We start from the raw sequence: 17,788 nt of genomic DNA, 5'->3' as shown, positions 1-17,788 counted from the left end.
AGAGGAAGCATTTCAGGGCGTTACTCCTTCATTCTACTTCTCGAAAATACAGTTCTCTGTTAATTCGCTTTTATTAAGCTACTTTTAACATGTCGTAACTTTTCATTACGAAACGTGTCGCACTATTAAAATAATATTTCACTATTTGATTTTCTTTTCTTTTTGTATTTTTACTAAAAATAGGATATTGAATAAGATTTAAATCCATTCTGATGAGAGATCTATTTTTTATGAAATCTTCATCAACATATATATTTTCTTCTATAATTTCAGTTTCTTTTGTATCTATAACCTCATCATATAACCAATTATTTGCATTTTCAAATTTCATACTATATATCTCCTTTAATAGGTATTATTCAATATATATATAAACAAATAACCATTAGGTGGTAATTGTTTTTCTATTATTTTATCATGTTTTTTTGTTAAAAGTAAGATTTTTTTACTTAATACCATATAGTGGTTAAAATTAAAAACGATACCACTTAATGGAGAAAATAATACCACTTAATGGAGAAAATAACCACCATTAATGGTTAGAGATATAACCACTTAATGGAGAAAGTAATACCCATTAATGGTTAAGTAAAAAATGTCAATGAAAGTCAATAAAATCAATGGTTAGATGCATGAAAAACAGGTGTATTTTTGGTACATAACAATATAAACAATATAAACAATATAAACAACTATAAACAATGTAAAATTGAATATTGTAAATTAACCAAATTATAAATATATATTATATAACTGAATAATAGATCAAAGAGGTGATTTTATGATAAATAAAGTTTTAATAACTATTTCAGTTTTAAAAGCATTAAAAGAAACTTTAGATTATATTAAAAAAAATAATTAAATTTTAAAAGGAGACTTAAAATGCTAAAAGAAAAATTAGAAAAACCATTTTCAGATGATGAACTTGAATTTAGAGTTGGTGCTACTAATTCAGATAAAACTAAAGGGTTAGCTCTAGCGTACATTCAGGCCAGAGCTATACAGAATAGACTAGATGAGGTTGTAGGAATTGAAAATTGGCGTGTTTCATATAAAGAGATTAATGGTGGGTTTATTGCTAAACTAGAACTTAAAATTAATAATGAGTGGATAGCTAAAGAAGATGGTTCAGGAACTACAGACTATGAAGCAATAAAAGGTGGAATATCTTGTGCTTTTAAAAGAGTTGCTTCTGTTTGGGGGATTGGAAGATATCTTTATGAAGTTGAAGGTCAATGGCTACCAATAGAACAAAGAGGTAAAAACTATGTTTTTAAAGAAGCACCAAAGTTAAATAATAAAAATCAAGAAAGTAATAATTTAGAATCAAAAGAAGATAGAGCTAAAAATATTGAGCTTACTTTTGGAAAATACAAAGGCAAAACTTTAGGAGAGATTCTTAAAGAAAATAAAGACTATTTAACATATTTAACTACCAATAGCAAAGATACAAAGATTATTAATGCTTGTAAATACTTATTAAATTTCAAGGAGGTTGCTTAATGTTAGGAATTATTGGTGGAGTTTTAGTTGTAGTTGGTACAGCAGTTGGAGCTTTAGATAACATAATAAATAAAAAATAGGAGTACCCAATGGAAATATATGGAGTATTAGAAAATTTAGATAATATTAAGCGACCTCTAGATTCTATTCCAGAGGTTTTGTTTTAAGGAGGAGTTTATGAGAGCATATGAGATTATGAATGGAATGATAGAGACTTTAGATATTTTTCTAGAGTCAGAGCAAAGTGAAGGAGATAGAGAAAACTATGAGTTTGTAATGGAGTTTCTAAAAGAGGAGCTACAAAGTAAAAGTAGCAATATCATAAAATACATTAGAAATGTTTCACTAGAGGTTGAGGTACTATCCCAAGAGGAAGATAGATTAGAAAAACTTAGAAAACAAAAAGAGAAAAAGGTTAGTAGTCTAAAGAAGTACCTTACAGACATACTTTTAAATTTAGATAAGAATAAGATTGAAACAGAGCTAGGGAACTTAGGACTTAGAAAAAGTGTTTCGGTGGCAATAGATAATTTAGATTTAATTCCTAAAAAATATATTCAAAAGAAGATTGAGTTAGTGCCAGATAAAAGAACGTTGTCAGAACTTCTAAAACAGGGTAAAAACATAAAGGGTGCACATTTAGAGAATAAATACACTTTGCAAATAAGATAGGGTTTAAAATCAATTTTACGCAGTTTAATGAGGTGAGAGAAATTTGTATAATGTAAATACATATAATGGAACATATCAACTAGAGTTTAGAGGATGTTTTCAAACTTTAGATGAAGCGATGGAAGAGTTTCAAAAAGCAGAGAGTGAATACATGGAAAATTTTGGATATGAGGTTGGAACTACAGAATATAACCAAGAGTTAGAGAACTTCATGTTTAATAGTAGAATAGATAAAATTTAACTAAAAATGTATATTATCAATAATAATGAGGGGGTTGTCTTTAGGACAACCTCTTTTAATTTTAAGGAGGAAAATATGAAATATTATTTACATAGAGCAGTAGCAAATAAACCAAAAGGCAGCAAGAAATTTAAAATGTCAGAATACACGATTCAAGAGTTTGATTCATTTAAGAAAGCTTTAGAAGTATTTATGCGAGACTTTTTAATTGAAGGAGATACAGAACAAAGAGGATTTGCTACTGAAAAGAAAATAGCTATGAGAATAACTACAACTAAGAAAAAGATTAGAGCAAGATTATATAAGCCACCTTTAAGAACATATGAGGTATTAGCATTAAATCCACCTACAAGTAAGTACAGATGTTGTAGAGAGTATTTAGAAACAGACCCAGAGTATGGAATAGCACAAGATATATTCTTAATACTTGAAACTAATTATCAAAAAGCTTGTGAGGAGTTTCTTTATGAGATGAAAAAGTATGAAGATAAGAGAAATTCATTCTATATAGAGATTGAGGAGGATAAATAATGTTTGATAAGAATTTTTACCCAACGCCATATGATGTGGCATTAAAAATGATAGGTGAGTTAAACTTAAGAGGGATGAATATATTAGAGCCAAGTGCGGGAAAAGGAGACCTTTTAAGTATAATTAGAGAAAAGTATACAAATATCTATTGCATAGAAAAGAATCTAGAGTTACAGAGCATTTTAAGAGAAAAGCAATACACAATATTAGGTGATGATTTCTTAAAGTATAAGCCAGATCATTTATTTGATTTAATTTTAATGAATCCACCTTTTGATGAAGGAGTAAAGCACTTTCTTAAAGCATGGGAAATATCAGAAGAGAATACACATATTAGATGTCTTTTAAATGCCGAGAGCATAAGAAATCCTTGTAATAAAGAGCGAAAGTTAATGATAGATATATTAGAAGCTAATGGAGCAGAAATCGAGTATCTTGGAGATTGCTTTAAAGATGCTGAAAGAAAAACAAATGTTGAGGTTGCTTTAATTAAAATTCAAAATAAGTCTAAGAGAAAAAAGTTCCAATTTAACTTTGAAAAGTTTGGACAAGAGGAGATTAATTTAGAAGATTTAAATATTAATCAACTAGCTAAAGTGGATATACTACAAAACTTAGAGGATAAGTACAGTGCTGTAAAAGAGATTATTGGAGAGTATTTAACTCTAAAGAATAAATTACAATACTACTTAGATGGAGTTCTAGATAAGTATGCTGTAGAAAATTTGTTAAAGAATAATTCTAGCGTTGAAAGAAGAGAGTACGAAGATGTACTCGAAAAAGTTAGAGTTGGATTCTGGCAGTTAGTATTTGATAAGACTAAGTTAGAGGAAAGAATGACATCTAATGTAAAAAAGGATTTCTTTGACAATAAAAAAGAATACAGTGTAATGCCATTTACTGTAGATAATGTTAATAAGCTACTAGAAATTCTAATACAGAATTCTGCGCAAATATTCCAGAATTGTATAGAGGAAAGTTTTGATTATTTAACTATGTACTATCCTGACAATAGAGTTCATATAGAAGGGTGGAAGACAAATGAAAGGTGGCGTGTTGGAAAGAAGTTCATACTACCAGATATGCTAAATAGCTATAGATTTGGTATACACAAGGATATAATAAGCGATTTAAGCTATATCAAAAGAGATAAAGTAAGAGATTTAGAGAAAGTACTATGTAATCTAATAGGAAAGAGTATCTCTAGAGTAATTACCATAGATGAAGTTGTTAAAAGAGGAGTAGAGTTTGGAAAATGGAATGAATCAGAATTCTTTAAATTTAAAATATTTAAAAAAGGAACTATTCATTTTGAATTCCTAGATGAAAAGATTTGGAATGAGTTTAATAGGAAAGCTTGTGAAGGCAAGATGTGGTTGGGATATTAAATCCGTAAGTGTTGTATAAAATGGAGGAGTTATGAAGAAAATATTAAAGTTTTTAAAATGTAAGGATATAGATGAGGTAGTAAGTAAAATCAAGTCTTATGAGATAAATGAGGAGTTATCACAGTTCAAAGAATTAATGACTACAATAAGTAAAGGAAACATAGGAAAGAAAGACCTTGCAACAGTAAAGGGCAAAACAGAACTTCTTAATTATTTAAGAAGTGATATAGGATTTAAAAACTTAGAGGAGTTTAAGGTTATATATCTTAGCTCCTCTAATCGTTTATTAGGGGAGGAAACACTATTTAGAGGAACTATAGACAGAAGTGTAGTCTATCCTCGACTGATAGTAGAGAGAGCCTTAAAATACGCAACTAAGGGCATTATATTCGCTCATAATCACCCAAGTGGTAGTTTGACACCAAGTAAGAAAGATATTGTATTAACACAAGAGTTAAAAGATCTATTGGATGTACTAGATATAAAATTACTAGATCATATCATATTGGGAGAAGGAGATCATTTTAGTTTCTATGAAAATGGACTTATTGAATATTAAGAGGAGATGAGATTATGGATAAAGTTATATCAGCAGAAAGTATTACTTGCTTGGGTACTAAAGATATTCAAGTAGATATTACGAAGGATGTATTTGTAGTAAATATTATAGCTTGGGGAGAATGGTATATAGAAGAAGCTAAGGACATAAAGGAACTAGAAGAACTGTTAAATGAATTCAATGTACAGCAATATACAATAAATGAGATAAAGGAGAGGATAGCAAATGCCTAATTACTGTTTTAATAGAATAAAGCTAAATGTAATACAAGAAGAACTAGAGAAAATAAAAGAGAAAGTTTTATCAAAAGATGAATTTGGAGATCTATATTTTGACTTCAACAAGGTTATCAAAAGACCTAAGAATATGTTACTTAGAGCTTTTAAAGCTAATACTTTAGAAGCGTTTAGCAAGTACCACTATGAAAATCCAGATAATCTAGGGGAAAAGCTATTAGATAGTATTATTAAAAATGAGATTTCAAAAGTTAAAATAGATGGAAAGTTAGTAAACATAGACCGTTATGTAAATGAAAAATATTCACATGAGGAACTAAGAAGCTATACAGGAGAAAAGTTAATACTATGGTATGACTGGTGTATAAATAACTGGGGAACAAAGTGGAACTCTCTATTTTCAGGAATAACAACAGAAGAACTTTTATTTAATACTGCTTGGAGTCCAATATCATTAAAGCTATTTGAAAGTTTTGTAAATATCTGTAAAGAGGTAGTAGGAGAAAAAGCAAATGACATGTGGCTTTATTATGAGGAGTGTGGATTTAGTCTATATGGAAGATACTATATATCAGATAGAGAGATTATTCATGACTATGATTACAAAGAAGAGGTAGCATAGTGTATGAGATAATTGTAATGATGAATGGAGAGGAATATTCCTATGGAGAGTTTAATAGTAAAAGAAGAGCCGAAAGTTTCCTAGAAGATCTTTATGAAACTAAAGAGATAGATAGTGATGTAGAAGCATGGATACAATAATAGCTAAATAGAAAAATGAGTTGTACTTTTACAACTCATTTTTTAGTTTAGTATGTTATTTAAACTTAGATAAACCCTTAAAAATAAAGAGAAGTAGGTGTAAAGAAGTTGTATTTCTACGCCATGAAATACATGGTATAATTACTAGTTAGAAAGGGGAGATAAATGTCTAAGAAAAGGGTAAAAATAATGGTATCTAAACTTATTTTAGATATATTAGATAGAGATTCTAAGCATTTTAATATGACTAGAGAAAAACTATGCAACGAGATATTGATAATATTTTCTATTAGGAAAATGCAAGGAATAGAGCGAGAAGAGTTAGATGAAAAAACATACTTACAGTTTACTTTAACTCAATCTACAACAGAGTACTATAAGGCTATTAGTAATGGTATTCAAGATGAACCAAAGTTTATTAGAAGTATATTTACAGGCTACGCTCATCTAAATTCTTTTTATAGGGAAATTATTCTCTTTAGAGATAAGCTTATTGTCTTAAAAGATTACAGCCTGAAAAAAGAGAAACTCCATATTTCAATAGGGAATAGACTAGAAGAGGTAATTGTAGAGGAGATAAAAAGGTGTCAAATAACTGATTATATAAAACTTAAAACAGATAAGGGTGAATTTTATATGAATGAGTTAAGAATCATATTTTAAAAAATAGGGGGATAATCAAATGAAACCAAAGAGAAGTTTAAAATATTTAATTTTAGGATTGATTATAACTAGATTGTCATTTGCTTTAGATATAAATCAATCTTTTGAACAAGCATTAAAAGATCAAAATTTTAGAGTGGAGAAAAACGAAGGAAATGTAATCATTCTAAAAAATGAAATTTTCATATTAAAATTATCTCCAATAGGAGATTTAGATGAAATAAGAAATGGGATAATAGAGGTAGGAACAGAAAATTTAAAAACTGCTGAAAGAGATGTTATTCAATATAAAAACTATTATTATTACAGCAAAATTATTCCGCTAGATTCAATAGAAAGTAACATATCAGTAGAGATGCTATACCCAAAATCTGATACTTTAAAAGCTGATAAATGGAGAAATGGGGATGCAGAAATTATAATAAAAAGTTACCTTGAATCTCTATATATAAATGGACCATTGGAGTCAGAATATAGTTCGTTATTAAAGGAATACAAAGATAATTTGGATGTATATAGCGTTATTGAAAAATCATTAAATGGATTAGATACTGTTTCAAAATTGCCATCGACAATAAAGAGTTTTAAAAATAAATATTTTTCTAATGAAATATCTTTTGATGTTTTAGAAAAAAGAAATGAATTTTGGATTGATTCTGAAACTCAAAAATATGCTGATGGAAAGGTAACTCTTAGAGATGAAGAAGGAAATTTAATCATAGAACAAACATTTTCAAAAGGATTACCAAATGGAAAATTTAAGTCTTATTATAGAGGTGGCAAGAAACTCGAAAATGAGGGGAAATATGTAAAGGGTGAAAAAGAAGGAACTTGGATAGAGTATTATGAAAATTCAAATAAGAAGACAATTCAGAAGTATAAAAACGGGAAAAGAGAAGGTAAAATTAAGACTTATTTTGAAAATAAAGAAATAAGAACAGAAGGCGAATTTGAAAATGGAAAAAGAGAAGGTAAGTGGACATTCTACTATGAAAATGGAGAAAAGAAAGCAGAAGGAAGATATGAAAAAGATGAAAAAATAAAGAAATGGAAATATTATAACACAAATGGAGAATTGAAAGAAGAAATAAAACATACATTTACTTTATTTTAAAAAATCAGGAGGGAAACTATGAAGTACTTATTTATCTATATAAAAACATTATTAATAAATTTATTTATAGTTACTGTAATCTCAGGGATCCTAATTGCAATATTTCCACATGTGATAATTTTATTAGCTTGGATTATTTTAGTTATAGGGTCGTTTATAAATGCTTCTAAAAAAGTAAAAAGTTTTAAGATGGAAGAAAGCAAAGTAATATTAAATACTCATAAAAAATCTATGGATATAAAACCTTGTGAATTAAAAGAGGAAATGATTGAAATTAAAGAGGAACAAAGGATAAATATTAAGAGTAAAAAAACTAGAAAGAGTATTTTTGAAACGATTGAACTGGATTGCTAATACTATTTTATGGAGGAAGTAAATGGAGGAAAATCAATTAAAGATTGTTAATATAGGAAAAGATTTGAAATTAAATAAAAATTTTCCTTTCTATTTTATATTTGATAAATATTCAAATTATTTAGAGGGTATAGTCGAGGAATTTTATATTCAATTATATCAACTATCGTTTAAAGAAATTACAGAAAATAAGCTTGAAGGTAATTTTAAAAATTTGATGTTAAAGTTAAGCAGAGAAATTATAAAAGTACTAAAAGAAAAAAATATTGACTATGGCAATAGCCCTTTAAAATTATATGAAAGATTTTTTGAAGACTCATCAGGTAGATTAAAAGAAATTTGTTTGATTTCAAATAGATTAGAATCACAAATGGGTGAAGATTTAGAAACGTATAAAACTTTACAAAAATTATCAAGACCTTCAGAGTCAACGTTATTTGTTGGAAATTTAGCAGTTCTTGGAATATATGGAGTAATAAAAGGTTCTCAAACTATTTATAGAAATTATAATGAATCTATAGAAAGAAAAGTTTTTAAGAATAAAAGAGAAGAGAATTTTATGAATGAACTATACTCTGCTATGGAAGAGTTTATTTCAAATTTGGTGGAAAAAGAATTTAGAAATATTTATGATTATATTGCTTATTCAATTGATTCTGAGTCAGAAAGTAAAATAGGAACATTATTAGAACCATTAGAGTCATATTATTATCTTTATAATTTAAAAAGTGAATTACCAAAACTAAATGACATTTTTTCCAAATCTAAAAAAGATATTTTAGAAATTATAAAAATTTATCCATATTCATTGAGAGTTTGGGCAGCATATTTTAGTAAGCTTGAATTAGAAGAGCTAGAAGAAGTAGAAAGAAATTTAACTATTATAAAAGCTGATGAGTTAATAGAAATATTAAAACTAGCAAAAGATACGCATATATTTTTAAATACAAATGATATAAAAGAATTATATATTCAGATGCTTAAATTTTCAGAAGAAAGTAGACTAAGATTATTTAATGAAAGATATTTCAATAAAGTTAGTAAACAAGAGTTATTACTATTTACAGAAATACTTAGCTATATTAATGGAAAAGGGTTCAAAGAAATAATAACAGAATACAAAGAATTTTTAGGTGATTTAATAAAAAATAACTTTGAAAACAAAATTGAAGAATTTAGCAAAGATAATATTAAATTAGTAGTAAGGTATGAAAAGAATTTGATAGATGAATTTAGTAAAAATATTTTATTTAAGGAATTTTTTAACTCAGAAATAATAGCAGCTAAAATAAAATCAATCTCAATAAAATATATAGAAGATCAAAAAATGAGAACGATTGAAAGTGCAAAGAATATACAAGAGAAAATAAATTCAGAAATAGAGTACTTAAAAGAATTGACACTAGAAGAAAGAGAATTAATGAAGCATTTAATTTTAAGTGATTGTTTTGAAAGAAGTAATAAATTTAAAAATAAAAATTTAAATAAAAATCTAACTTCAGAAAATATACACCTTCTTTGGGAAACTAGAAGAGGAACTGGAGTAATAACACTAACTAGTATAATTTTTAAAAATAGGAAAGAAATAATAAATATTTTAATAAATGATATTGAGAAAGTTAAGCTTATGGAAACTAAGGACACTTTAGGAATTGAAGTTGTGTTAAAGAATAGGAAAAGTTATGAAATTCCAATTTTAGGAAATTATAACAATCCATCAAAGATACTAGCAGTGAAATCTATAGCAATATATTTAAAATTTTTAAATAATCTTTGGAAAGAAGAAAAAGTTTCAGATATCTATGTAGAGAAATATTCGCATGAGATAGATTCTAATTACTCTAAGCCAATATATTTATTAGAATTCATATTTAATAATAATTTATCTGTAGAAAGATATTATAAGATATTTTTAGAAGATGGATTTGTAAGTAACCAAGAGTTAATAGAGTGTGAAGAGGAAATTAAAGAGATAATAGAACCTTTTAAAACTTTAAGAGAGGATTCCAATAAGATTATTTTTCCTTTAGATATGACAAAAGAGGATAAAGCTAAATATATTAGAAAAATAGAAAATATATTGGGAATAAAAATTTTAGATGAAATTTTAGTTTTATATATCGAGTCAGAAAAATTAGAAGATGAGAGTATATTGCTTTTAACAGAAGAAAATTTAATTATAACTAGAAATAGATTTGGGGTTATCCCTCTGAGAAAAATAAACAAAATAGAATTAAAAGGATTTATAAATCATACCTTAGAAATAGATTTAGATAATAAGAAATTAAAGTGTTTACTTGCAACAAATGATTTAGACAATAAAAGATTTATAAATATAATAAATCAATATTTTAGTTAAGGAAGGGTAATAACCTTCCTTTTTTTGTTTAAATATGCTATTATTTTATAAACAATTAAACAAATATTTTAATTGTTTATAAAATAATAGTATTTGGAGAATAATTTATATGGATAAATTAAAATTAAGCAAATCTAAAATAATAAAAAAATATGAACAAAAATATGGTGATACCTTTACTCAAAAAAAAATAGCAAAAAATTTAGGTATAACAGAAGTAGCTTTATCAAATTATTTTTCTAATAATTTCGATTATTTAAAGCCTTCTGTAAGAAAAATATTAACACAATTGAATTTAGATATATTAGATATATTAGAAGAGAAAAAAAGTTTAAAAATAAGGAATAGATTAAAGAAAGTTGTTTTTTATGTCAAAGATAAAAGTTATGCTAATTTGATAAATAAGTTTTTAATGAAAAAGTATAATGTTACTTTAATAATTGAAGAGAATTTTGATATAAAAATAAATTGGGGAATAGAAAAAAATACAAGAAATTTAAGGATAATTACAAAGAAGGACTTAGATAAGATTAAGAATTTTAAAAAAAAGAAAGAGACATTATTCTATATAGTTGAATTTGGCTGTATTGAATTAAATAAACCAAACAATAATTTTTTGTTTTTAAAGGATTTATTAAAAGAAATAACGATAGATTATATAATTATATTAAATCATCCATTAGTACCACTTAGAAATACTTTAAATTCTAAAACTACGAAAATAGATCTAGTTAAAAAATTGTATGAGCATATGAGTTTAGAATTAGAAGTGCAAATGAAATCTATAAGTAAAAAAGAATCACTTAATTCAGATATATTAATATTTTTATTTTATACTACAAAAGTCATTATTCCAGAATTTATTAAAGAAAAAGAATTTACTATATCTATGGAGGAAAAAGATATTGATACATGGTTAGAAGATTTTGAAAAAAAATGTTCTAAAAAAACTTATGAAAGTTAGTATTAAATCTTTGGAACAATTTATTGTAAATATAAAAATACCCCTATTTTGTTCAAGGGGTATTTATTTATAAATCCTTATAAATAAAAGAATTATATAGTAATACTTACTCTAAATAATTGATTTTGAAAGAGGGATGCTGTGTTAGCTATTATTATATTTTTTAATGATTACTCCTCTTTCAAAATCAATTATTAACTGTCTGTAAGACAAAAAATATTTTAAAAATCCATAACAAAGAAATAGAAGTATAATAAAATTATAAAGGAGAATAAAAGTTATGGATACAATAAGTGTAACATTAGCATTTAATAGACAGTTAACAGAAAATGAAATAAAAAAAATTGACAAACATAGATTTATTGAGCATATGTTTATAAGTAAAGCCAATCTTTCAAATCATGTTTTTAAGATATCTTATCCTAAATTTAAAGGGGAGAACAATTGTGTATTAATTCATGATTCAGAGATTATTTTAGAATGCAATAAAGCTTTTGGAGATATTATAAAAGAAGTAAGACCAAAAGATAATATAAGTATAAGAATAAATAGAATTGATATTCCCTATACTTTTTATATGGAGAATGGAGAAAAATTTAATGATTATAAAAATATATTTTATTATATGGCTTATTCGTTTAATTATAAAAATCAAAAGAAAGCTAAGAATATTGCAATTAGTGATTTTTTAAAAGAACAAGTGGAGACTATTCTATTAAGTGACTCCGGGAAAGTAAAGTGCGGAAATTATAGCATTATGATCTACAATCAATATAAAAAATATCTAGATGTCTACTCTAATGGAGTCGGGAGGATTAGAAAAGAGCATAGTGATTTACCTTTAAGAATTAGAATAGAAATTAGTAAAAAAATAAATATGAATTGTATGAGTTTAGAGAAATTTATGAAGTTGGACTTATATGCTTTATATAATAATAATTTTATAGATTTTGCCCTTGAATATTTATTTAATAAAGATGCAATTAATAAATTAAATATGAAAAGGTATAAAATTTGGATTAAAGCTTTTGGAAAAGTTACGTCTGAAAATAACTATAAATATATAATACAATCTAATTTAAAACTAGGAGATAATTATAAAGTTTTAAGAAACGCACTAGAGGTTTGTAAGACTGGTAAAACATTAGAAGGAGCAGTTACAAGTATTAGAAAAGAATTAAAAAAATATGAAATTGAAAAACGCTTTATAATTTTTGATGTTGATAAAAAATTAGAGCTAATAAAAAATAAGTTAGAAAGTTATAAAATAAAAAAAGTTTAATTTTCTTGGTTTTAAATTATAATTCATTCTCTTCTAGTATCAAAAGTAACCATTTAAATAAAAGTATTAAAAGTGTATGAATCTAATCTTAAATTTGATATAATGTAGGTATCAAATTTAACGGACGTTTCTTTTGATTGAAATTGTGAAAATGGGTTAATAAAAATGAGATAGGATGACATCCCTATCTCATAACTAACAACTTTATTTTACATAAAATCTCAAAGATTTTTTACAGAAAATTAATGCAATTTCTCTAATATCTTTGACTCCTCTATTTTCCATATCGGTTCTATATTTTTTATCTGCTATCTGTTTTAAAGCTTCTGATCCTACTTTGTCCATATCATTAAAATTATCAGCAATTTTAAATTCAAAAATATATCCAATTTTTGTAATATCTTTAGGTTCAAGAGCTATATCATATCTTCCATATCCTGATTCTCTATTGGAAAGTGGATAAAAATAACTGTCTGTGCAGATCATCATTCCAAGAATTAGATTGTGATAGAATTTTTCCTCGGTAGATCCATCCATATAACTCATACTTGTTTCAAACATTGTTTGAAGCAACTCCTCTACAGAATCTATTCCAGTAACATTCCCATCTCTTAAAGCAACTATAAGGTCTGTAAACTTTCCATAATTTCTAGGAGAAACTATTTCCATAAACGTATCTTTGAAATATTCCTTTACTTCATAATTTGGAATAGTAAGGAAATACTGATTTTTTTCCTCTCCTTTTCTATTGATAGTCAGATACCCTGCTGAAAACATTAGGTAGAGTAATGTGCTGTCACTGTATCTCATACCGAAAATCATATTTTCTTGAAGAGTAGTTTTTACACTTCCATCTTTCAATAAAGTATGGAATATATTAAATATTTCTCTATCTGCCTCTCTTAATATTTCTTTTATAAGAAGGTTAGCACTTGTATTTATCCAGAAAGCCTTCAATTCTCCTGAACTACAATGATATAATATGCTCCACGGATTATAGACTTTCAGATCTCCAAAGAGATATCCGTTATACCATTTTTGTATATTTCCTAAAGTTGTTTCAAGATCATAATATTTTAAAACATCCTCAACCTCTATTTCGGTCATTCCAAAATAATTATAGTCTCCCGTAAGGATTGTCGATACTTTTAAATTATTCAAAGTTGAAAATATTGACTCTTTCGCAATTCTTAAAATACCTGTAACTACTGAAAAACTAATAATTCCTTCTTTTAATGCACTTCCATAGAACCGTCCCAAAAGTGTTTTAACTTTTTCATAATATCTTTTTTCATTAGCAATGATAAATGGAGAATCATATTCATCTATAAGGATAACTGGCTTAACTCCATAATAATCATATAGAAGCTGCGATAGGAATTTTAAAGCTGTGTCATAATTAGCTTTTTCTTCTTGAAACCATATTTTATCAAAAAAAAGAAGATTTCTTTCATCCAGTTTTTCACGGAGATATTTATGGGTTTCAAAGAGAGAGCTAATAAGAGTTTTAAATGCTTCAAAAAAACTTTTAAAATCCTCCCCATCTAAATCTTTCATAGTTAGATAAACTACTGGATATTTTCCTTGATATTCCATATAGTCAGTTTCTTCTATCTTAGTTCCTTTAAAAAGATCTCTATTTTCTATAGCTCCTTTTATGTCTAAAAAGTATTTCAATGTACTGATATTTAAGGTTTTTCCAAATCTTCTAGGTCTTGTTAATAATGTAACTTCAGCTCTTTTCTCAAGCACATCTTGAATAAAAAGAGTTTTATCTACATAATAGTAGTTTAATTCTATTATTTTTTTAAAATCATCTATACCTATAGGTAATTTTTTCTTCATCAAATTTCTCACCTCTTTCGTTACATTAATTTCTTTTCTTATATTATACCATCATATTATCATTTCTTTCTTATATTTATAATATGTATTTCTAGCAAGTCCTGTAAGTTCCATTATCTCTTTATCTGAATGAGTAGGGAGTAGTTTCTGTATCTTCTCTTTCATCTCTACTGATTTCTTAGTTACAAGTTTCTTTCCTTTAACCTGTCCTATTTGCTTTCCTTCCCTTTTAGCAGTTTCTATTCCTTCTTTGGTTCTCTGCTGTAGGTCTTTAACCTCTTTCTCAGCTTGGTTAAATGCTATTTCAATTTGGTCTTCAGCTAAAATTTTTATAGCCTCATTAGTTGCATTGATATATAGATCAGCTATTTTATGTCCCGTACTATCTATTTTCCTAGAAACGGCTTTCTGATAAACTGCCGTATTTATATAAGGTTCTTTCAAGAAGACTAGAGTAATACCCTTACTCATGAGTTCGAAGTAGAGATTTTTTCCTTCCTCTGCATTTCTTGACATTCTCGAAACTGAATCGAAAACGATAGTATCTCCATTCTTAACAATCTTCAGTAATTTTTCAAACTCTTTTCTTCCTTCAACTTTTGTTCCAGTAAATGCTTCCTCATATAATCTAGCACTAGAATCATAAGCTAAAATATTTCTGATTTGTCTTTCAATATTCTGCTCTTTTCTTGATACCCTAGCATATCCAAATATCATAATATATCTCACCTCTATACATAAGTTTTCACAATTTCAATCAAAAGAAACGTCCGTTAAATTTGATACCTACATTATATCAAATTTAAGATTAGATTCATACACTTTTAATACTTTTATTTAAATGGTTACTTTTGATACTAGAAGGAAATAGATTCTAATTTAAAACCAAGACAATTCTTGGTTTTTTTATATATCATAAATCAATTAGAATTCACTCTAATTAATACATCACCTTACAATACAAAAGAGAGTCCCTATAGACTCTCTTTAGTTAGGTTATTCTATTTCTTCTATTTTATCTTCAATCATTTTTGAAATGTGAACTTTTAAATCTTTAATTAATGTGGTAGCTATTTTATAAAGTAGTTTATAATCTATACTTTTCTTAACTTTCCGTATTATTTATATTCTTCCACCGATTCCCTTAAACTTTTCTACAAAAGCTGATATTTTCTGAAATACAGTACTTTTCTTAGTTAGATAATTAGGATTAAGAGGACTCATCTTAGGTATAATTTCGTTTAATTCAGTTCCATTATCACTAGCTTGTTCTTTCTTTAGTGATGTTAATATGTATCTTTTGGCTGCATCAGTATTGAGTTTTTCCTCTTTAATTAACTCTTCAACCTCTTTCAGTTGTTCCATTTGAGCAAATGAGAAAAATGCCTCTATGATATTAGCTTTATTATCAAATTTATCTAAATCAGTATTGTTGATAAAATCAACTATCAGACTTTCTTTTGCACGATTTCCTGTACTAGATCTAATTAAACGACGTACATCTTCTATTAATACATCCTTACTTTTTACTTTTTTATGTTTATCAAAAATCAACTCAAGAATATAGTCTAAGTTTATCTCTTGAGATTTCAAAAGATCTACTTCAAAAACGATATCATCCCATTGAAGAGTAGAATCTTCTCCAACTGCCCCCTTCTTTTCACGACGAAGCCACTCTCGAATATCATTGTATGTAGAACGATAATCTTGAATCACTCTTTCTTTAGGCATCTCAATATTTTTCATACTCTCTATATCTTCATCACTTACATAATACATAGCTTTGAACTCTTCAACCATTTTAGAATCATCCATATCAAGAGCTTGTAAAGCTTTCAACCTTGTAAATTCATCATAATTTTGTAATATGTTCTCAACTCTTAAATACTCACCAAATAGTTTAGCAAAATCCTTTTTATCTCTTTCAGTAACAATATCATCAATATTAGGGAAACGAGAGTTTAATTCTCTAACTATCTCTATATATCCACGACGTGCTGCACCTGTACTAATATCAGTGAACCCTTCCATGTATTCTTTATAACTTTTTTCTAGAACCACATTCTTTGTATTTTTATCACCAAATAGAGTTATAGCATCTATTGTTGCCTGTTCTAAATCTCTAAATGTAACTATATTTCCAAAAGTCTTTGTAGAATCATAGATACGGTTTGTTCTTGAGAATGCTTGTATTAATCCATGATAACGTAAGTTCTTATCAACAAACAAGGTATTTAATGTTGGTGCATCAAATCCTGTTAAAAACATTCCAACTACAATCAATAAATCAATCTCTTGCTTTCTCACTCTATTAGCAAGATCACGATAATAGTTTTGAAACTCTTTACTATCAATTCCAAAGTTTGTTTTAAACATGGTATTATAGTCATTAATTGCAGAGTTTAGAAACTCCTTTGCACTTTGATTCATTGCTGAAGGTTCAAAAGTTTCATCAAGAATTTCCCCGATAGAGTTTTGTTCTTCATTAGCTGCAAAAGAAAAGATAGTTGCAATTTTTAAAGGTTTCTCACTATTCTTTTGTAAATTTCTTAATGTTTCATAATAAAGTTTTGCTGCTTCAACACTACTTACAGTAAACATTGCATTAAATCCTTTTTCACCATTATATGTTCGATGAGTTTTTACTTTGAAGTTATTCAAAATATATTGAGATATCTCTTTGATTCTTTCTGGATGTAAAAAGGCTATCTTTGCTTCTGCTGAAGTTAGTTTATCCTCATCTTGCTCCATCTCAAGAGATTTAAACTTAGGACGTACATCATTATAATCAACTTTAAATTTAAGAACTTTCTCATCTCTAATTGCATCAGTTATAACATAAGAGTGTAACTCTGTACCAAATACACTTGCAGTTGTTTCAGAGCCTAAAGCATTTTCTGGAAATATTGGTGTTCCAGTAAATCCAAATTGATAGTACTTTTTAAATTTCTTAGCAATATTTTTTTGAGCCTCTCCAAATTGAGAACGATGAGCTTCGTCAAAAATAAAGACAACTTGCTTGTTATAAATCGGTAAATCTACTTCAGTTTTGATTAGGTTATTTAACTTTTGAATAGTAGTTACAATAATCTTATTATCATCTTTCTCAACGTTTCTTTTAAGCCCAGCAGTATTTTCAGATCCATTAACACTATCTGGAGAAAAACGTTGATACTCTTTCATTGTTTGATAATCTAAATCTTTTCTATCTACAACAAAGAATACCTTATCTATAAAATCTAACTCTGTAGCTAAACGTGCAGCTTTAAAACTTGTTAAAGTTTTTCCTGATCCTGTGGTATGCCAGATATACCC

General features: G+C 26.8%; 19 protein-coding genes. 15 read left to right on the top strand and 4 right to left on the bottom strand.

Going from position 1 to position 17,788, the window contains the following annotated elements; translation table 11 throughout:
• Nucleotides 1-73: 73 nt before the first annotated feature.
• Complete coding sequence (locus ACRC8M_RS08870; RefSeq protein ID WP_438528813.1) at nucleotides 74-331, bottom strand: hypothetical protein; 258 nt, start codon at nucleotides 329-331, stop codon at nucleotides 74-76.
• A 551-nt stretch (nucleotides 332-882) separates the two neighbouring features.
• Here ACRC8M_RS08870 and ACRC8M_RS08865 point away from each other — a divergent pair.
• The 15 genes from ACRC8M_RS08865 to ACRC8M_RS08795 all read left to right on the top strand — a co-directional run bounded on the left by ACRC8M_RS08865 (nucleotide 883) and on the right by ACRC8M_RS08795 (nucleotide 12,628).
• Nucleotides 883-1,503: a Rad52/Rad22 family DNA repair protein gene (locus ACRC8M_RS08865; RefSeq protein ID WP_438528812.1), complete on the top strand. Its 621-nt coding sequence runs from the start codon at nucleotides 883-885 to the stop codon at nucleotides 1,501-1,503.
• Between the two features lie 177 nt (nucleotides 1,504-1,680).
• Complete coding sequence (locus ACRC8M_RS08860; RefSeq protein WP_438528811.1) at nucleotides 1,681-2,175, top strand: siphovirus Gp157 family protein; 495 nt, start codon at nucleotides 1,681-1,683, stop codon at nucleotides 2,173-2,175.
• 43 nt (nucleotides 2,176-2,218) lie between these two features.
• The gene (locus ACRC8M_RS08855) at nucleotides 2,219-2,416 is read left to right on the top strand and encodes a hypothetical protein (RefSeq protein ID WP_438528810.1); all 198 of its coding nucleotides are present in this window, start codon (nucleotides 2,219-2,221) and stop codon (nucleotides 2,414-2,416) included.
• A 75-nt stretch (nucleotides 2,417-2,491) separates the two neighbouring features.
• A complete protein-coding gene (locus tag ACRC8M_RS08850) occupies nucleotides 2,492-2,947 on the top strand; it encodes a hypothetical protein (RefSeq protein ID WP_438528809.1) in 456 nt (151 codons plus the stop codon).
• Nucleotides 2,947-4,335 carry a DUF4942 domain-containing protein gene (locus ACRC8M_RS08845; RefSeq protein WP_438528808.1) on the top strand — a complete coding sequence of 463 codons (1,389 nt, stop codon included), beginning with the start codon at nucleotides 2,947-2,949 and terminating at the stop codon, nucleotides 4,333-4,335. The genes ACRC8M_RS08850 and ACRC8M_RS08845 overlap by 1 nt, the downstream gene beginning before the upstream one ends.
• A 31-nt stretch (nucleotides 4,336-4,366) precedes the next feature.
• Nucleotides 4,367-4,894: a JAB domain-containing protein gene (locus tag ACRC8M_RS08840; protein ID WP_438528807.1), complete on the top strand. Its 528-nt coding sequence runs from the start codon at nucleotides 4,367-4,369 to the stop codon at nucleotides 4,892-4,894.
• Between the two features lie 14 nt (nucleotides 4,895-4,908).
• Nucleotides 4,909-5,127, top strand: a complete 219-nt coding sequence (locus ACRC8M_RS08835; RefSeq protein WP_438528806.1) for a hypothetical protein — start codon at nucleotides 4,909-4,911, stop codon at nucleotides 5,125-5,127.
• Nucleotides 5,120-5,752 (top strand): hypothetical protein, encoded by a 633-nt coding sequence (locus ACRC8M_RS08830; protein WP_438528805.1) that lies wholly within the window; start codon nucleotides 5,120-5,122, stop codon nucleotides 5,750-5,752. Before ACRC8M_RS08835 ends, ACRC8M_RS08830 begins: the two co-directional genes overlap by 8 nt.
• The gene (locus ACRC8M_RS08825) at nucleotides 5,752-5,892 is read left to right on the top strand and encodes a hypothetical protein (RefSeq protein WP_438528804.1); all 141 of its coding nucleotides are present in this window, start codon (nucleotides 5,752-5,754) and stop codon (nucleotides 5,890-5,892) included. Before ACRC8M_RS08830 ends, ACRC8M_RS08825 begins: the two co-directional genes overlap by 1 nt.
• 165 nt (nucleotides 5,893-6,057) lie before the next feature.
• Nucleotides 6,058-6,555 carry a hypothetical protein gene (locus ACRC8M_RS08820; protein WP_438528803.1) on the top strand — a complete coding sequence of 166 codons (498 nt, stop codon included), beginning with the start codon at nucleotides 6,058-6,060 and terminating at the stop codon, nucleotides 6,553-6,555.
• A 19-nt stretch (nucleotides 6,556-6,574) separates the two neighbouring features.
• Nucleotides 6,575-7,669: a toxin-antitoxin system YwqK family antitoxin gene (locus ACRC8M_RS08815; RefSeq protein WP_438528802.1), complete on the top strand. Its 1,095-nt coding sequence runs from the start codon at nucleotides 6,575-6,577 to the stop codon at nucleotides 7,667-7,669.
• A gap of 18 nt (nucleotides 7,670-7,687) precedes the next feature.
• On the top strand, nucleotides 7,688-8,023 hold the full coding sequence (locus ACRC8M_RS08810) for a hypothetical protein (protein WP_438528801.1): 336 nt from the start codon (nucleotides 7,688-7,690) through the stop codon (nucleotides 8,021-8,023).
• A 22-nt stretch (nucleotides 8,024-8,045) separates the two neighbouring features.
• Nucleotides 8,046-10,382 carry a hypothetical protein gene (locus ACRC8M_RS08805; protein WP_438528800.1) on the top strand — a complete coding sequence of 779 codons (2,337 nt, stop codon included), beginning with the start codon at nucleotides 8,046-8,048 and terminating at the stop codon, nucleotides 10,380-10,382.
• Between the two features lie 109 nt (nucleotides 10,383-10,491).
• Complete coding sequence (locus tag ACRC8M_RS08800; RefSeq protein ID WP_438528799.1) at nucleotides 10,492-11,346, top strand: hypothetical protein; 855 nt, start codon at nucleotides 10,492-10,494, stop codon at nucleotides 11,344-11,346.
• 280 nt (nucleotides 11,347-11,626) lie between these two features.
• Nucleotides 11,627-12,628 (top strand): hypothetical protein, encoded by a 1,002-nt coding sequence (locus tag ACRC8M_RS08795; protein WP_438528798.1) that lies wholly within the window; start codon nucleotides 11,627-11,629, stop codon nucleotides 12,626-12,628.
• Nucleotides 12,629-12,832: 204 nt separating this feature from the next.
• Here ACRC8M_RS08795 and ACRC8M_RS08790 read toward each other — a convergent pair whose 3' ends face one another.
• The 3 genes from ACRC8M_RS08790 to ACRC8M_RS08780 all read right to left on the bottom strand — a co-directional run.
• The gene (locus ACRC8M_RS08790; RefSeq protein ID WP_438528797.1) at nucleotides 12,833-14,473 is read right to left on the bottom strand and encodes an AAA family ATPase; all 1,641 of its coding nucleotides are present in this window, start codon (nucleotides 14,471-14,473) and stop codon (nucleotides 12,833-12,835) included.
• A 51-nt stretch (nucleotides 14,474-14,524) separates the two neighbouring features.
• Nucleotides 14,525-15,202: a recombinase family protein gene (locus ACRC8M_RS08785; RefSeq protein ID WP_438528796.1), complete on the bottom strand. Its 678-nt coding sequence runs from the start codon at nucleotides 15,200-15,202 to the stop codon at nucleotides 14,525-14,527.
• 393 nt (nucleotides 15,203-15,595) lie between these two features.
• On the bottom strand, nucleotides 15,596-17,788 hold a 2,193-nt coding region (locus tag ACRC8M_RS08780), incomplete at its 5' end, for a type I restriction endonuclease subunit R, EcoR124 family (RefSeq protein WP_438528795.1).

The organism is Cetobacterium sp., assembly GCF_051653945.1.
Classification (GTDB): Bacteria; Fusobacteriota; Fusobacteriia; order Fusobacteriales; family Fusobacteriaceae; genus Cetobacterium_A.
Note: the sequence above shows the minus strand (reverse complement) of the source record. Positions and strands in the feature narration are given on the sequence as shown.

Excerpts from the sequence above, each read along its gene's own strand:
- ACRC8M_RS08870 (WP_438528813.1), bottom strand. The coding sequence starts at position 331 with ATGAAATTTGAAAATGCAAATAATTGGTTATATGATGAGGTTATAGAT.
- ACRC8M_RS08865 (WP_438528812.1), top strand. The coding sequence starts at position 883 with ATGCTAAAAGAAAAATTAGAAAAACCATTTTCAGATGATGAACTTGAA.
- ACRC8M_RS08860 (WP_438528811.1), top strand. The coding sequence starts at position 1,681 with ATGAGAGCATATGAGATTATGAATGGAATGATAGAGACTTTAGATATT.
- ACRC8M_RS08850 (WP_438528809.1), top strand. The coding sequence starts at position 2,492 with ATGAAATATTATTTACATAGAGCAGTAGCAAATAAACCAAAAGGCAGC.
- ACRC8M_RS08845 (WP_438528808.1), top strand. The coding sequence starts at position 2,947 with ATGTTTGATAAGAATTTTTACCCAACGCCATATGATGTGGCATTAAAA.
- ACRC8M_RS08840 (WP_438528807.1), top strand. The coding sequence starts at position 4,367 with ATGAAGAAAATATTAAAGTTTTTAAAATGTAAGGATATAGATGAGGTA.
- ACRC8M_RS08835 (WP_438528806.1), top strand. The coding sequence starts at position 4,909 with ATGGATAAAGTTATATCAGCAGAAAGTATTACTTGCTTGGGTACTAAA.
- ACRC8M_RS08830 (WP_438528805.1), top strand. The coding sequence starts at position 5,120 with ATGCCTAATTACTGTTTTAATAGAATAAAGCTAAATGTAATACAAGAA.
- ACRC8M_RS08820 (WP_438528803.1), top strand. The coding sequence starts at position 6,058 with ATGTCTAAGAAAAGGGTAAAAATAATGGTATCTAAACTTATTTTAGAT.
- ACRC8M_RS08815 (WP_438528802.1), top strand. The coding sequence starts at position 6,575 with ATGAAACCAAAGAGAAGTTTAAAATATTTAATTTTAGGATTGATTATA.
- ACRC8M_RS08810 (WP_438528801.1), top strand. The coding sequence starts at position 7,688 with ATGAAGTACTTATTTATCTATATAAAAACATTATTAATAAATTTATTT.
- ACRC8M_RS08805 (WP_438528800.1), top strand. The coding sequence starts at position 8,046 with ATGGAGGAAAATCAATTAAAGATTGTTAATATAGGAAAAGATTTGAAA.
- ACRC8M_RS08800 (WP_438528799.1), top strand. The coding sequence starts at position 10,492 with ATGGATAAATTAAAATTAAGCAAATCTAAAATAATAAAAAAATATGAA.
- ACRC8M_RS08795 (WP_438528798.1), top strand. The coding sequence starts at position 11,627 with ATGGATACAATAAGTGTAACATTAGCATTTAATAGACAGTTAACAGAA.
- ACRC8M_RS08790 (WP_438528797.1), bottom strand. The coding sequence starts at position 14,473 with ATGAAGAAAAAATTACCTATAGGTATAGATGATTTTAAAAAAATAATA.